Annotated in this window: 13 protein-coding genes and 1 tRNA gene; 9 read left to right on the top strand and 5 right to left on the bottom strand. The window is 64.5% G+C overall.

Features of this window, described 5'->3' with window-relative positions:
• Positions 1 to 25: 25 nt before the first annotated feature.
• Positions 26 to 1,153: a GGDEF domain-containing protein gene (locus VGU00_RS16470; RefSeq protein WP_327470450.1), complete on the bottom strand. Its 1,128-nt coding sequence runs from the start codon at positions 1,151 to 1,153 to the stop codon at positions 26 to 28.
• A 224-nt stretch (positions 1,154 to 1,377) separates the two neighbouring features.
• Positions 1,378 to 2,151: a DUF1134 domain-containing protein gene (locus VGU00_RS16465; protein WP_327470448.1), complete on the bottom strand. Its 774-nt coding sequence runs from the start codon at positions 2,149 to 2,151 to the stop codon at positions 1,378 to 1,380.
• Positions 2,152 to 2,394: 243 nt separating this feature from the next.
• Here VGU00_RS16465 and VGU00_RS16460 point away from each other — a divergent pair.
• Positions 2,395 to 2,484: transfer RNA gene (locus tag VGU00_RS16460), tRNA-Ser, on the top strand.
• Between the two features lie 80 nt (positions 2,485 to 2,564).
• On the opposite strand, the gene VGU00_RS16455 is transcribed toward VGU00_RS16460, so the two are convergent.
• Positions 2,565 to 3,440 (bottom strand): LysR family transcriptional regulator, encoded by an 876-nt coding sequence (locus VGU00_RS16455; RefSeq protein ID WP_327470446.1) that lies wholly within the window; start codon positions 3,438 to 3,440, stop codon positions 2,565 to 2,567.
• A gap of 125 nt (positions 3,441 to 3,565) precedes the next feature.
• On the opposite strand from VGU00_RS16455, the gene VGU00_RS16450 reads away from it, so the two are divergent.
• Positions 3,566 to 5,131: an MFS transporter gene (locus VGU00_RS16450; protein WP_327470444.1), complete on the top strand. Its 1,566-nt coding sequence runs from the start codon at positions 3,566 to 3,568 to the stop codon at positions 5,129 to 5,131.
• Here the strand turns inward: VGU00_RS16450 and VGU00_RS16445 are convergent.
• Together VGU00_RS16445 and VGU00_RS16440 are read right to left on the bottom strand one after the other, a co-directional pair.
• On the bottom strand, positions 5,109 to 5,822 hold the full coding sequence (locus VGU00_RS16445) for a PspA/IM30 family protein (RefSeq protein WP_327470442.1): 714 nt from the start codon (positions 5,820 to 5,822) through the stop codon (positions 5,109 to 5,111). The two genes, VGU00_RS16450 and VGU00_RS16445, sit on opposite strands and share 23 nt — an antisense overlap.
• The gene (locus VGU00_RS16440) at positions 5,819 to 6,295 is read right to left on the bottom strand and encodes a DUF2170 family protein (RefSeq protein ID WP_327470440.1); all 477 of its coding nucleotides are present in this window, start codon (positions 6,293 to 6,295) and stop codon (positions 5,819 to 5,821) included. Before VGU00_RS16440 ends, VGU00_RS16445 begins: the two co-directional genes overlap by 4 nt.
• A gap of 95 nt (positions 6,296 to 6,390) precedes the next feature.
• Between VGU00_RS16440 and VGU00_RS16435 the strand changes: the two genes are divergently transcribed.
• From VGU00_RS16435 to VGU00_RS16405, 7 genes are all read left to right on the top strand, one after another.
• Positions 6,391 to 7,452 (top strand): potassium channel family protein, encoded by a 1,062-nt coding sequence (locus VGU00_RS16435; protein WP_327470438.1) that lies wholly within the window; start codon positions 6,391 to 6,393, stop codon positions 7,450 to 7,452.
• Complete coding sequence (locus VGU00_RS16430; RefSeq protein ID WP_327470436.1) at positions 7,449 to 8,111, top strand: DUF2491 family protein; 663 nt, start codon at positions 7,449 to 7,451, stop codon at positions 8,109 to 8,111. The genes VGU00_RS16435 and VGU00_RS16430 overlap by 4 nt, the downstream gene beginning before the upstream one ends.
• Positions 8,112 to 8,132: 21 nt before the next feature.
• A complete protein-coding gene (locus tag VGU00_RS16425) occupies positions 8,133 to 8,534 on the top strand; it encodes a DUF350 domain-containing protein (RefSeq protein ID WP_327470434.1) in 402 nt (133 codons plus the stop codon).
• Positions 8,535 to 8,553: 19 nt separating this feature from the next.
• Positions 8,554 to 9,171, top strand: coding sequence for a DUF1190 domain-containing protein (locus VGU00_RS16420; protein ID WP_327470432.1), 618 nt, complete (start codon positions 8,554 to 8,556; stop codon positions 9,169 to 9,171).
• Between the two features lie 10 nt (positions 9,172 to 9,181).
• Positions 9,182 to 10,333: a glutathionylspermidine synthase family protein gene (locus VGU00_RS16415; protein WP_327470430.1), complete on the top strand. Its 1,152-nt coding sequence runs from the start codon at positions 9,182 to 9,184 to the stop codon at positions 10,331 to 10,333.
• Between the two features lie 31 nt (positions 10,334 to 10,364).
• Positions 10,365 to 11,093, top strand: a complete 729-nt coding sequence (locus VGU00_RS16410; protein WP_327470428.1) for a hypothetical protein — start codon at positions 10,365 to 10,367, stop codon at positions 11,091 to 11,093.
• Between the two features lie 372 nt (positions 11,094 to 11,465).
• A partial coding sequence (locus VGU00_RS16405) for a DUF4347 domain-containing protein (RefSeq protein WP_327470426.1) occupies positions 11,466 to 15,761 on the top strand: 4,296 nt, incomplete at its 3' end.

The following is a 15,761-nucleotide window of genomic DNA, read 5'->3' as shown; positions in this document are numbered from 1 at the left end:
GCAGGTATTCCCCGGTCTAGCGGTGCTACGCGGCGAGGTCGGCCATCGCAGCGTCCGCCTCGATACAGAAAATTGCGCGCGCCTTGCCGCCCGCCTTGGCGCGATACAGCGCGGCGTCGGCGCAGGCGAGCAGGCGTTCCAGTTCGATCCCCAGCCGGGGCGCCGTTGCGATCCCGACGCTGACCGATATCGACATCGAAATGCCGTCGACCACATAGGGTTTGCTGATTTCCCGGATGATCCGGCGCGCGAGCAGTTCGGCTTCGCTATCTTCGCGCAAGCCGACCTGAAGCACGATGAATTCGTCGCCGCCCAGCCGCGAGACGACGTCGTCGCTGCGAACCATATCCTCCAGCCGCCGAGCAACCTGCTCGAGCAGCGTGTCACCCGCCGGATGGCCGTAGCGGTCGTTGATCGCCTTGAAGCCGTCGAGATCGAGGAAGTGCAACGCAACTTGGTTTTTCGCGCGCATGGCGGTCGCGGTATGATGCTGGAACAGTTCTCGGAGCAGCAGCCGGTTCGAGAGGCCCGTGAGCGCGTCGGTGCGCGCGAGCTTCGCCATGTCGTGCCGCGCCGTGTGATGCTCCACCGCCGAGCGATAGAGATAGGCGACGGTCTGGAGGCTGAGTGCAGTGATCATCGCGACGATCAGCGCCTCGATCAGGAACAGCTCGGCATGCAAGGGCGTCGGGTGCGTTTCGAGGGCGTGCAGGCCCAGCGCGACGGTTGTAGGGACTGTCGCGATCAACAGGCTGATGACACAAATCGCGGGACGGACCGAGGTGCGCGAAACGATCCCCGCGCCGAAGCTGAAGACGAGGCTGACCGTTATGAGGTGCAGGAGGGGATAGTGGGCGGCGATCGCAACGACGTTGAGCAGCGCGAGAAGCGCGGCCGACGCATAGTTGCCGACGGCGTAGCGGCGCTCCCAGCGCCTCAGATTCTCGAAATCGACGACGGGCGCCGAACGGGTATAGGCGCGGAGCGTGGTCAGGCGCAGGAACGTGGTCAGGGCGCCGAGCGCCGCCAGGAGGATGATGAAGTCGCTGTCGAGCTCGCGGCCGACAAGAAGGCATGTCGCGACAAACACGATGCCAAGTCCGAAGATGGGGAGGCCCATGCCGAACAGCATGGCGACGAAGTCGCGATACACCGGCAAAGGCAGAGCCGCAGGGCTTGGAAAAATCTTCAAGCGCGAACGCGGCTCGATCGGGGTGGGGGGAGCCGACCGTTCCATTCGCCGAGCTTATACCGATAGGATTAACACCCGGTAACAATGGATTGCGTTACGACCGATGGGAAGCCCGGTTCGTCGTGGTGCAAGAAAAAGCCCGCGCCGAAGCGCGGGCTGTCGCCCCCATGGCAAAGGGGTTGTTCTTAAAAGGGGACCCAGTTCTGTTTCTTGCGGAACTTCATATAGCCGGCGTTCACGCCAAGTCGCGCGCCGACGCCGACACGGATCGGAATGAGCACGACATCGCCGCGGCGCAGGTAGCTGGCGTTGAAACCGCCGACAAGATAGGCGGCGCCTTCGCCCGCGGGATAGCGCTTGTAGAGGTCTTCGCTGTCGAACAGGTTGTAGACGAGGACGAAGGTGTTGCCGGCATTGGCGCCCGCATCGAAGCCGATCGACGGGCCGGTCCAGTAAGCGGGTAGTTCGCCTTCGATCTTGTGGTGAAGCGTGCCCGAGCCGTAACGCACGCCGAGCACGAGTGCACCGCCGGCTTCGCGTCCGACGATATAGGCGTTGGGCTCACCTTGCTTCTTCAAGATATCCTCGATCATCCCGGCGAGACCCTGCGCGCCCTTGCCGAACACGCCTTCGGCAGCACCGATCAGGTCGTCCTTCTTGTAAGTGGTGCCGGGGGTCGCCGCGACGGTGGTTGCCGACATGTCGTCGCTCGTCGCCGTGCCGTCGACGGGGGGCGTCTCGCTGGTCTGCTGGTCGCCGGTGGCGAGGTCGCTGTCGTACGACGGTTCGCTGTAATTTTCGCTCGTCGCCGGCGGTGGCGACGGGTTGTCGATGTCGGAATCGATGACCGTGTTGTTGGGATCGACTTCGCGCATCTGCGCCGCCGCTGGAAGCGGCGACAACGCGAGGCCGAACGAGGCCAGAGCCGCAAAGGCCAGGCTGGTGAATGTCTTCCGCATATTGGACCCCCAAGGAACGAACGGCGCAGGCGCGCCGAAATCTGCGTTAATCATGACTCGCTTTGGCTGGCGGGCAATGAACGGGCGATGACCTGAGTCGATTTTGCGCCAGACCGAATCGCTTGCGCGGTAAAATGAGCGCGGACATCGAAAAAATGCAGAATCTTTGGCGTTGCGGGCCACGAAACGCATGGCTATAGCGACCCGCCTAGGCCAGCCCGTCGTTAGCGCGATGGACCATGCGGAGACGTGGGTGAGTGGCTGAAACCAACGCTTTGCTAAAGCGTCGTACGGGGAACCGTACCGAGGGTTCGAATCCCTCCGTCTCCGCCACTTTCTCTTAAATATGTTATTTCAGCGATTTGCGGTGCGGTCGCCCAAGGCTGGACCGACGGCAGCGGAGCCCGGCGGCGTCAAAGATCGCTCTTTTCCGATGCGCCTGGTGCTTCGGCGGCGACGAGCATCTGGCCAAAGGCGCGCGCCGCCGGGGATGCCGCGCCGCCACTGCGGATCAGCATGAAATCGGCGCTGGGCAAAGCCGGGAGGCCATAGTCGCCGTCGAGCAGGCGCAGGCCCGGTTCGAGGTCGCTGCGCATGAGGACCGCCACGGCCAGCCCCGATCGTACCGCCGCACGGAGACCCTGTTCGCTCGGCGAGGTGAAAGCGATGTGCCAGTCGATCGATGTTGCATCGAGCGCGGCGACCCCGACCAGCCGGTTGATGCAATTCGCTGGATGGAAAGCGAGCGGCAGCGACGCGCCTTCGGATAGCAGGAAATTGTCGGCCGCGACCCACGCGAAATCTGCACGCCGAAGCTGTGTCCCGCCATTCTCGCCCCCGGCGGTCGACAGCACGACGGCGAGGTCCAGCTCGTCGGCGGCGATCATCGTGCTGAGGTCGAGATAGGTGCTTACGTGGACATCGAGCCGCACCGAAGGAAAGGCGCGCGAGAATTGGCAGAGCAGCGCCGGCAATCGCTCGCCCATGAAGGCTTCGGGGGCGCCAAAACGCACGACTCCCGTGACCGGCGAAGGGCGAAAGCGTTGCGCGAGAGCATCGAGGCCCGCGAGAATATCGCGGGCGTGCCGCAGCAACTCTTCGCCGTCATCGGTCAGGGTCAAGCGGCGCGTCGTCCGGCGCATCAGCGCCCGGCCGACTTGCTCCTCGAGGCGCCGGATCTGGTGGCTCACCGCCGGTTGGGTCAGATTCAGCCGGCGGGCGGCCCGCGTGAAGCCGCCCGTCTCGCTGACCGCCACGAACGCGCGCAAAAGGATCGGATCGATGTCCATGGCCATCGATTAATTAGGAACCATCATGAATTCCAGAAAATAAAATCATTTCCGTCATCGCACGGCGCTCCCCAGATTGAGCATCAGCCGGGCAGGTGGACCCGGACAATCGAAAGGTGCGACCCATGTCTCCCAACCCCGCCAGTAAAAACACGCTGGCTCTCTTCGCGGTGTGCCTCGGCGCGCTGATGTTCGGCCTCGAAATTACAAGCGTGCCGGTGATCCTGCCGAGCCTGGAGAGCGTCCTCGATGGCGACTTCCGCGAACTGCAATGGGTCATGAACGCTTATACGCTTGCCTGCACGACCGTGCTGATGGCGACCGGGACGCTGGCGGACCGCTTCGGCCGCAAGCGCATCTTCCTGATCAGCGTCACCGCCTTTGGCGCCACCTCGGCGCTTTGTGGTCTTGCCGACAGCATGGCGTTGCTGATCGCAGCCCGGATGCTGCAGGGGCTTGCCGGCGGGGCGATGCTGATCTGCTCGATCGCCATTCTCTCGCACCAGTTTCAGGATGCCCGCGATCGCGGCCGCGCGTTTGCGACCTGGGGCGTCGTCTCGGGAATCGGTCTCGGCTTCGGCCCGATCGTCGGGAGCACGATTATCGCGCTGGCGGGCTGGGAATGGATATTTCTCGTCCATCTTCCTCTCGCGCTCCTGACCCTCGCGCTTGCCGTCGGCACGATCGTCGAATCGCGCGACCCCGACGCCAGTCGTCTCGATCTGGCGGGAATAGTGACCCTTTCGCTGGCGGTATTCGGTCTGGTCTATGCGATCACACAGGGCGCCGCCCTTGGTCCGCCTGCCGTGACCGCTATCGCCGCCGCGACGGCGGCTTGTTTCGCGGCTTTCCTGTTTGTCGAACGGCGACAGGCGCATCCGATGTTCGATTTTTCCGTCTTTCGGAACCGCAGCTTTTCGGCCGCCATCCTCGGCTGCATGGCCATGAACATCAGCTATTGGCCCTTCATGATCTACTTGCCGATCTACCTTCAGATCGGTCTCGGTTACGACACGCTCACCACCGGCCTGTGCCTGCTCGCCTACACATTGCCGGCACTCGTCTTTCCTCCCGTCGGCGAGCGTTTGTCGCTGCGATACGGGCCGGGCGTCGTCATCCCGTCCGGCCTTGCCACGATCGGCCTCGGTTTTACCGCAATGAAAGTCGGGAGCGCCGCGGCAGAGCCGGGCTGGATGACGATGTTGCCCGGCCTGCTGCTCGCGGGCATCGGGATCGGCATCACCAATACGCCGGTGACCAACACCACGACCGCATCGGTCCCGCCGAGCCGGGCCGGTATGGCGTCGGGCATCGACATGAGCGCGCGGCTGATTACGCTGGCCGTGAATATTGCGCTCATGGGCATATTGCTGGTCGAGGGGACGGTCGCCGCGCTGCAAGGCGTCGCCCCTGCGGGCGTTGGGCTCGCGGAGCTGCGCGCCGCGGCCGAAGCGGTCGCCGCCGGGCATGTGGCGATCGACAAGCTGCCGGAGAGCGCCGTGCAGCACGGGCTCGTCTCCGGTTTCGGGCTTGTCATGATCTATGGGGGCGTCGGGGCGCTAGTCCTCGCGACGCTGAGCCGCATCCTGTTTCGGTCGGGCCGCGCAGAAGCGACAGCCGAACGCAACGACCAGCCGGCCGGCCACCACTCCCAAAGCCAAGCGGCCCTTACTGACTCGGCAGCGCCTTGATCTCTCTGGACGGGCCGCTGATCTCGAGCAGGATATCGTCGGCGCTGCTCGTCTTGCCGCCGATGCCCGCTTCGAGAAGCTGGCGATCGAGGTCGGCGCCCGATTCCAGTGCTGCAAGTTCGTCGCCGGCCTCAAGCCGCGCCGCCATATGCGCTTGCCGGTCGCGGATACGCTCCAGCGATCCCATCGCGCTGCCGAGGCGCGAATTGACGCCGGCATGCGAGGAGGCGATCGCCTTTTGCGCGCGTTGCAGCGAGTCGGTCGCCTTCACGCTTTCGACCTCGCGCTTCATCGTCCCGATCCGCGCCTCGGTATCCTTGACTGTGCGCATCATCACCTGCTGCTGCTGGCGCATCTGCTCGAGGTCAGCCTCGTCGCGTGCGAGCTCGGCGCGGCTCGTTGCGACGCGTTCGGCAAGGCCGCGCGCCAGATCCTCGCGTCCGGCCTCCATCGCCGCGCGCGCGTTCTGGATGTCGCGCTGTTCCTTGGCGCGCGCCTCCTCGACGCGCTTTTCGATGCGCTTCGCCGTCGCCATCAGGCCGGCAAGGTCGCTGCGCGCCTGGCGCAGCGCACCGTCGGCATCGCGCAATTCCTGGTCCAATATGCGCATGGCCTGCCCGTCGGCGACCTTTTCGGCGGTTTCGTTGACGCCGCCGCGAAACGCGGTGAACAGCTTGCCCCAGACGCTCATGCGATCTCTCCCACCTTGGACGCGTCGCCGCCCGCGGCGTTCCATTCCAGAATCCATTCCGCGGCGTCGGCGGCATTCGCCGCGAGAACCGCGACTTCCTCGACCAGTTCGGCTGCGCTCGATCGCGCCGACAGCGCGCCGAACAGTTCGTACCATTCGGCGCCGTCGATCGTCGTGATGCCGAAATTCGACAGCGGGATCAGCTTGTGAACCGACAACAAAGTCCGTTCGAAGCCGGGCCGGTTGGGGACCGCATCGGCTTCGATCAACAGCGCGCTGCACAGGATCTGGTCGCCCGCGGCGACCATCAGCACGACGAGCCCGCCGCGTTCCTTGAGCGCGATCTGGAGGACATCGCTTCCCGCGGCAACATCGACATCGACATCGCCGAGTGCTTCGGGGTCGGATGCGAAAAGCGCCGTCAGGCTTGCCAGGTCCCAGCCGCCGGAAGGAACCGGCCATTCGGTGGTCATAGTGTCTGCTCCTGCCTCTTGCCGCAACGCCGGGTCGCGATATACTTCGATGGCCGGGACGTTCTACTTGGTCGGCGTGAACAGGCAAGGGGAACATGCTGATCATCCGCAGTATCTGGCAGCGCCTCTATGTGGGGATCGCAACCCTTTCATGGAGCGTCTTTGCCGCCTGTTTCGTCTTTCATGCGCTGGTCTCCTACCTCGGCCTTTCGTGGGCAGGGGAGGCCGACCTGACCGCCGATCCGGCAAATTTCGCTTATTATTATATGACCACGGCGACGACGGTCGGATATGGCGACCTGTCGCCCGGAACGCGCGCCGGACGCCTGCTCGGGGCCTTTGTGATCCTGCCAGGTTCGATCGCGCTGTTTACGGCCTTTCTCGGAAAGGCGATCACCACTATGACTGGCTATTGGAGGCGGCGCTTGCAGGGACTTGGCGATTTTTCCGAACGGCTGGGGCACACACTCGTGGTGGGCTGGCAGGGCGCGCGCACCAAACGCCTGATCGAGGGTCTGGCACAGGATCATCGCGGCGAGCGCACGGTTCTGCTCGCGACGGCGCCGGCGGAAAACCCGCTGCCAGAGCTGGTCGACTTCGTGATCAGCCAGAGCGTGTCCGATCTCGACAGCTATGCGCGCGCCGGTGCGGGCGGCGCGGCGACCGTGGTCATTCGCGGCGTCGACGACGATGAAACGCTGGCCGCGACGCTGGCCGCCGCCGCCGCCGCACCGAACGCGCACCTGGTCGCGCATTTCCAGGACGATAGCGCGGCGCAGCTCGTACGGCGGCAGTTCCCCGATATCGAGGTCATCACCTCGCTTGCAGCAGGGCTGCTGGCGCGTGCGGCGCGCGACCCTGGCGCATCGCGGCTGGCCGAACTGATGTTTGCCGAGGGGACGGTCGATACCGCCTTTTCGATGCGACTGCCCGCCGGCTGCGGGGAGATCGCCTATTTCGATGCGCTCTGCGGGCTGAAGCGCCAGCACGGCCTGACCCTGATCGGCGTCGGGAACGCGGACGGCCATGTCGACCTGAACTGCCCCGCCGACCGGGCGCTCGGTGTCGGCGACACGCTCTATTATATCGCCGATCATCGCTTTTCGGCCAATGAGATAGCTTGGCCGGCGCTTTGCGCGAAGGCGGCCGCAGCATGATCCGATCGTTGTTCGGCGGGCGCAACCGGAAGCCGGACCTCCCGGTCGAACGGGGCCCTCTTCGTTGCGCCATCGGGGGTGCCTTCGAGATCGACACCCTGGGTGTCGAGGCAGGTCTTGCGGCCGGCGAGCCTGCAATGGGACCGCCGAAGGGCGGGGCTTTCATCGTATCGGCGATCGGTACCGCCCGCTTGGATGGCGCCAGCGAGCTGACGCGTTATTATGACGACGAACACCGGATGCTGCAGGTCATCGCTCCGCCCGGAAGCGGTCCCGAATCGATCGCCGACGTCAGCCTTTATGCGCCATGGGACAGCGTCGTGCCGGGCGGCACCGGCGAATGGTCGCGCTGGACCGGGGCAGGCGGCCTCATCGGCGCCCCGACCTATGATGCCGACGGTATCCTGTTCACGCGCTATTGGGGGGAGGGAAGCGATCACACCGATCTCGTCGAGTTCGTCGAAACGATCGACGACGGCGAACGGCGGCGCGAGATTCACCAGCGCTGCATGCTTTATTCGCGGATGGTCGGTGCCGGCGAGGAAATGCTGCTGCTCAATATCGAATCCGATCTGGGCCATGCGGCAAGTCGCGAAGGGGCTTCCATTGAATTTCTGATCGGCTACGGTCTCGGCGTAGCCGACGTGCAACGCGTCTGATATTTGGCAGGGGGCGAATAGATGTACGGATATGCAGCAGGATTGCCGGCTTTTCTGGCCTATTTCGGCAGCGGGGTCGCGCTGCTGGTGGCTTTTTCGATTCTCTATTCGCTCGTGACGCCGCAGCGCGAATTCAGCCTGATCAAGGACGGGAACGGCGCTGCCGCGACCGCTTTCCTCGGCGCTCTGATCGGTTTCAGCCTGCCGCTCGCATCGGCCGCCGCCAATTCGGTGTCGCTCGTCGATTTCGTGATCTGGGCGGTGATCGGCGCGGTCATCCAGCTTCTGGCTTTCGGCGCCGCCGCAATGACGCAGCGCAATCTGGCCACGCGAATTTCGCAGGGCGAGCTCGGCGCAGGGCTCTGGGCGGGTGGCCTGGCGCTTGTCGTCGGCCTGCTCAACGCTGCCTGCATGACCTATTGAGCGATCGGGAGGAAGGCATATGGACCGGAACCGATCGCCGCGCCGCTTCGCCGCCAGGACCAAGCAGCGGCTCGTCCTCGGCGGGATCGCCGCCACGAGCATCTCGCTTGGCGCCTGTTCGTCGGAGCCGCCGCAGTTCAACACGGCCGAATTCACGACGGTGAGTGCCTGCACCAGCGCGGGTTTCCCCGATGCCCTGTGTCAGGCGAGCTACAATGCCGCCTTTCTTGAGCATCAGCGCTCGGCGCCGCAATTCGCTTCGCGCACGGGCTGCGAGGACGATTGGGGGAGCGGGCAGTGCACGCCGCTCGCCGGGCAAAATGCAGCGGCCAATACCGGTTCGGGTCCTTGGTCGTCGAACATATTCGTGCCTGCACTCGCGGGCTTCGTCGTGTCGCAGGCGCTCCAGCAGCGCTATTATGACACGGGCGACGTCGATATCGGCTATTATGGCGGATATGGCGGCGGCTATCGCGGTACGCCCGTCTATCGCAACCGCTCGGGCGGGACGGTGACGGTCGACAGCCGCAGCGGCAAGGCCGTGTCGACGCCGGTGAACGTCAACACGCGCACCGTGTCGTCGCGCGGTTTCGGCGGCATGAGCATGTCGCGCGGAGGCGGCGGCTGGGGCGGATGATTCCGGACTGATGCGCCGATTTTCGCTTCGCGAGCGGGCCGACTGGCGCGAAAAGGCGCGGTCGGTCGGTTTCGGCTTCCACGAAATGTACGGCGAACCCTATTGGGTCGACAATGCCGCCTACGCCTTTTCGATGGAAGAGATCGAGGAGCAGATCGAAGCGCCTACGGAGGCGTTGCACGAACTGTGCATGGCGCTGGTCGCAGATGTCGTCGACGATGAGGCGGCGCTCCGCAGGCTGGCGATACCCGACGCGCATATCGAACTTGTCCGGCAAAGCTGGCACAATGGCGACCGGCATCTCTACGGCCGTTTCGACCTGGCTTATGACGGCACCGGCCCGGCCCGGATGCTCGAATATAATGCCGATACGCCCACATCGATCTTCGAGGCGGCCTATTTCCAGCATAACTGGCTGCTCGACCAGGTTGAAGCGGGCGCACTTCCGGGCGCCGCCGACCAGTTTAACCTGCTGCAGGAAAGCCTGGTCGAAGCGTTCGCCTGCTTCCCCCCCGACCGCATCTTCCACTTCGCCTGTTGGACCGAGAATGAGGAAGACCGCGGCACGACGGCCTATCTCATGGATTGTGCGGTGCAGGCGGGGCACCGGGTCGAGATGGTCGATATTCGAGCCATCGGGGTCGATGCCGAGGGCCGGTTTACCGACCCGGGCGAGCGGACGATCGATCGCTGCTTCAAGCTCTATCCTTGGGAAGACATGCTGCGCGAACCCTTTGCGCCCTATCTGAAGCCGGGCGTGTTCGTCGAACCTGCGTGGAAATCGATCCTGTCGAACAAGGGCATGCTGCCGCTGCTCTGGGAGAAGTTTCCCGGGCATCCCAATCTGCTGCCCGCCTATTTCGCCGACGATCCCCGCGCGGCCGATCTCGTGGACGCCGTATCGAAACCCATATTCTCGCGCGAGGGCGAGAATGTCGCGATCCTCGAAGGGGGCAAGGTGGCCGAGGAGGCGCCGGGCGTATATGGCACCGAACGCCGCATCATCCAGGCCTATGCGCCGCTGTTCACGAGTGACGGGCAACATGCGGTGCTCGGGAGCTGGGTCGTCGGCGACCGGGCGGCCGGTCTCGGCATTCGTGAGGACCATGGTCGCATCACGCGCAATCTTTCGCGTTTCGTCCCGCATATCATCGACGGATAATGGGGCCTGGCCCTAGGTCCCGGGTGCGCCGATGGTGGTTGTCGATCGCCCCCGGCGCCTGCAATATCGCGCGATGGGCAAGGGACATCGACAGGACGCCAAAGGGCTGCGTCAGTTTCTCGATCCGGCGCAGCAGCGCGACTGGCTGGAGGGCATATATGACCCCGTCGATATCGATGAGCGTGCCGAATCCTTCGAACAGCGGTTCAGATATGCGGCGCGCTTCCAAAAGCTGCTCGGACGTCCGCAAGCACCGGCGCTTTTCGAAATCCTCGCCATTTATGGACGGGCGTGTATTCCCGTGCCGCGACTTACCGAGCGCTATTACTGGTCCGTTTCCTGCCTTCCGTCGACGTCGGACAAGCCGCTGGTTCGCGTCAATGCGAGCTGGATGGAGCTGTTTACGCTCTACGCCGACGGGCTGGATCTGCGTGCGCGCTTCATCCTCCACCTGTCCGATTTCACGACCGACGGCTCGGTCGACCCGGCGCGCGTCGATCGCACGGCGCTCGGTCGATGTGTTCCCGAGCCGGCAGCAATCGGCTGCTTCTTTCCGCGCGGTGCGGACATTTTCGGGATCAAGGTTTTCGGCGCCGCCGCAATCCGCAGCGTCCTTGACGCACCGCGCGCCTTGCGATCGATCCGAAGGTTCAACCTGACGCACATGAATCGGGGCCGGAACGCCTATCAGGCGAGCCATTGCTACAGCGTGGCCGACTATGTGCTGGGTGAAGGGGGTGAAGGGGACGACCACCCCTAATGGCGGTCGGCAGGAGGGCTGGCCTTGCCGCATTCATGGGGATGCCGGGCCGCTGGCGCCGTGTCGTAAACTGTATACCAAAAGATCGTGAAGGAGAATTTGCGGCCCTCGCGCGGTATCGATGGATGGCATTCAGGTTGATGATGCTCGGTTCGTCGATGATTTGTGATTTTGTATAAGTGGAATCGTTGTTTCTGTGTGGAAATGATACAGAAATCGACTTGCGACGGGCTGAGGTTATTTGAGACGAAACGTTAGGGAAAATTAGTGACTTGGCTATAGGCTGAAGATAGGTTCCTCACAAACAGAGGAAAATCTATGGCAAGTTCGAGCGATCAAGTGGGGGGTCGTAAGACTAAATTTCACCGGGGCGTGAAGTCGCAAAGCCATCTCATCGCGCTCGAGCCGCGGATGATGTTCGATGGTGCCGCGGTCGCGACAGCGGCGGCCACCGTCCTTCCCGACAATATGAACGACGCGCCGCAGCGGCATGCCGGTTTCGAGGGGATGTCGAACCTCACGAACGAAGGGCGCCTCGATGCGGGGAGCGGGCTGCGCGATTCCTCGCGGGCTTCGGGGGGCGTGCCCGACAGGGCTGCGGTCGACGGAAGCGGGAGGGCATTGGTCGATACCGGCGACCACGCTGCGCCGGATGTACTGTCCCGCGCGGATGAAGCCGATGCCGTTCATGCCGAGGGCGTCGCCGCGCCAACGAGCATCATCTTCATCGATACAGCCGTCGAAAACTATGCCGAACTGGTCGACGAATGGTCGGGCAAGGGCGAGATCGTCCTGATCGATGCGAGCCGCGACGGCATCGACCAGATGATGACGGCGCTCGCCGGGCGGTCGGGTCTCGAATCGATCCATATCGTAAGTCACGGCAGCGCGAACCGCTTCATGCTGGGCACGACCAGCATCGATATCGGTTCAGTACAGGGCGAACTGGCGGGGACGTTGGCCGCCATCGGCGCCAAGCTGAGCGCCGACGGCGACATCCTGATCTATGGCTGCGACGTCAGCGGCGACGCCGCCGGGCAGGGCTTTATCGACGCGATCGCGGCGAGGACGGGCGCCGATGTCGCGGCGTCGAGCGACGCGACGGGCGCCGCCGCGCTGGGCGGAGATTGGGATCTGGAATCGCGGAGCGGCGCCGTCGAGGCGCAGGTCCTGATTTCCGACCATTATGCGGAACTGCTGCAACTGACGAACCCGCCGGGCGCGTGGACGATCGTCGGCAACAGCGCGAGCAACGTTATCGACGGCGTTACGGTGACGATCACCTTCACCGGTACGAACGCCTTTTCGGCGCTTACCAACGACTTCCTCAACAATATTGCGGCCTTTTCTAACAATGCGCAGACGACGGCGGACGTCGCGACGACGTTCAACAATGCCGCCGCCGCCGGGATCACCGGGACGATCACGATCACCTTCAGCGAGGCGGTGACCAACCCGATCATCAATATCGACCGCCTCGGCGGCGTAGCGGGCACGGGGCTCAGCAATACGTCGACGCTGACGGTTACGACGGCGGGCGCGACGCTGACCAAGCTTGCCGGCCCCAGCCACTTGACGGTCGGGTCGACGACCATTTCGCGCCAGACCGGCGTGGCGACCACCGGTACCGAATCAAGCCTGACCAACAGCGCCGGTACCGCAGCGGGCAGCGTGCGCGTGAATGGGACCTTCACCTCGCTGACCTTCACCGTGTCGGGAACGGCGGGCGACGGGTTCGAGATCAGCACGACGATCGATCGTTCACCTGTGGCGCAGGACGACAGCCTGACGATCAATCGCGGGTCGACGCTGACGGGCAATCTTTTCGCGAACAACGGCAGCGGAGCCGATGCGGATCCCAGTGGCGACGCGATCACGGTCACGCGGGTCAATGGCGCCACCTTCACCGTCGGGACGCCGATCACGCTGTCGAACGGCACGCTGACGATCACCAACGCCGCCACCGGCGCCTTCACCTTTGTCCCGAATGTGGATTCCTACGGGACGCAGACCTTCACCTATACGGTTTCCGACGCCAGCGGCGGCAGCGACACCGCGACGGTCACGATCCTCGTCAACGATATCCCGGTGCTCGACCTCAATTCGACACCGACGCCGACCAATGCCGTCACCAACCCGAATTTTGCGACCGACCCCTTTGCCGCGGGCGGGGGGTGGACGCGCACGAACGCCAACGCCGTTTACGGCGCCGAGGCCGTCCGCTGGCAGGTCGATGCGGCGGGCAACAGCGACATGTCGCAGACGGTCACCGGCTTTGCCGGGCCGGGTGCTTCGCCCACCAACACGACACAGCTCATTACCTCGGTCGCCTGGAACAACAGCAGCAACCTCGCCACCGGCCTTGGCCCGGGGGCGACGCTCGATATCATGATCGGCGGCGTCACCTATGCGCGGATCACGACGGGTGGTACCACGGGCGGGTTGACCGGCACGATCGCCTATTTCAATGGCGCGTCGGGTCCGACGACCACCATTGCGGGCAATCAGGTAAGCTCGACCGCGGGCTTCACCGACGTCACGATCAACCTGCCGAACGGCATCGCCAACACCGCCGCGCTGACGTATCGCTTCAACAGCAATGGCGGCGGCGCCGACTTCGCGATCGACAATGTGCGCGTCAGCCCGCTCGCCGACACGACGACCGGGCGCGACTGGACCGCAAGCTATACCGAAAACGGCACCCCGGTTGCGATCGCCGACACCGATTCGTCGATCACCGACGGCGACAATGCGAACATGCAGTCGGCGACGATCGTGCTCACCAACGAACAGGCAGGCGATCGTTTCCGCATCGGCGGGGTCGCGGGGACCATCCTCGCCAACGGGTCGACGGGCACGATCAACGGCCTCAGCTATACGGTCGTCGACACGGGCAGCACGATCACGATCCAGCTGAGCGGTTCGGCGACGAAGGCGGTCTATGCCGACACGATCGAATCGATCTTTTTCGAATCGACTTCGGACAATCCGGGCACGACGTCGCGCGTCATCAACGTCACGGTGAACGACGGTATCGCCAATTCGAACACCGCGGTCACGACGATCAGCGTCAGCCCGGTCAACGACGCGCCGGTCAACACCTTGCCGGCGAGCTTCGCGACGACCGAGGATGGTGGCGCCTTCGCGCTGACCGGCCTGTCGATCGCCGATGCCGATGCGAACGGCGGCAGCGTGACGGTGACCCTGTCGATCCCGGCGGGCAGCGGAACGCTGAACGCGACCGGCGCGGGCGGGGTAGGGGTCACCGGATCAGGCACGAACAGCATCGTGCTCACCGGCACCGTCGCCAACATCAACGCCTATCTGGCGGGCGCCGCGCGGCCCACCTTCACGCAGGTCGCCGACTATAACGGCAATGTCACGCTGACGATGACGACGAACGATGGCGGGAACAGCGGGTCGGGCGGCGCTTTGACCGACACCGACACCCGCACGATCGCCATTTCCGCCGTCGCCGACATCGCCGCCGATGCGGTCAGCGTCAACGAAGACACGACGCTGCTCATTTCGCCGCTGGCGAACGACAGTTTTGAAAATGCCGGAGCGCAAATTACGGCGGTTGCCGGTCTGGCGATCGTATCCGGCGGATCGGTCGCCGTTCCCAATGGCACCGTCACGCTGAACGCGTCGAACCAGCTGGTCTTCACGCCCGCCGCGAATTTCAGCGGCACCTCGACCTTCAGCTACACCGTCACCTCGGGCGGGGTGACCGAAACGGCCAATATCGTGGTGACGGTCAACGCGGTGAACGATGCGCCGGCGGGAACCGACGCGGTGCTGACGGCGACCGAGGACACGCCGTTCGCCTTTACCGCGGCAAATTTCGGTTTCAGCGACGCGGTGGAAGGCAATGCCTTCGCCGGCGTCGTCATCACAAGCGTCCCGGCGAACGGCACGATGCTGCTGAACGGCGTTGCCGTAACAGCGGGGACTTTCGTCACCGCCGCGCAGATCGCCGCCGGGCAACTGACCTGGCAGGGCGCGGCGAATGCGAACGGCAACGGGCTCGGCAGCTTCACCTTCCAGGTCCGCGACAATGGCGGCACCGCGAACGGCGGGCAGGATACCGACCAGTCGCCGAACACGATCAGCTTCAACGTGACCGCGGTCAACGATGCGCCGGTGATCGGCCCGGCGACCCAGACCATATCCTATACCGAAAATTCCGCTCCGGCGGCGCTGTTCGACGGCTCGACCAGCTTGACCGACATCGACAACGCCAACCTGAGCGGCGCGACCGTGACGCTCGGCGGAGCGCAGCCCGGCGACCGGCTGCTGGTCAACGGATCGTCGGCGGCATCGGGCACGATCGGGACGATCAGCTGGACACGCACCGATACCGGCGTAACCTTCACCGGTTCGGCGACCAAGGCCCAATATGAGGCTGCGCTGCGTCAGGTGCAGTTCGAAAACTCCGGCGACAATCCTGGTTCGGTCAACCGGACGGTCACGGCGACCGTAACCGACGGCGCGCTGACATCGGCTGCCGCGACGCGTACGGTCATAGTGACGCCGGTGAACGACCAGATCGTGAACGGGGTTCCGGGCGGATATAGCGTTGGCGAGGATGGCGCGCTGTCGCTGAGCGGGCTGTCGGTTGCCGACCCCGACGCGGCGTCGGGGATCATTTCGGTCACGCTGTCGGTT

It is taken from the genome of Sphingopyxis sp. (genome assembly GCF_035944815.1).
Lineage (GTDB): Bacteria > Pseudomonadota > Alphaproteobacteria > Sphingomonadales > Sphingomonadaceae > Sphingopyxis.
The sequence above is the reverse complement of the archived record's forward strand: the minus strand, read 5'-3'. Positions and strand labels throughout refer to the sequence as shown.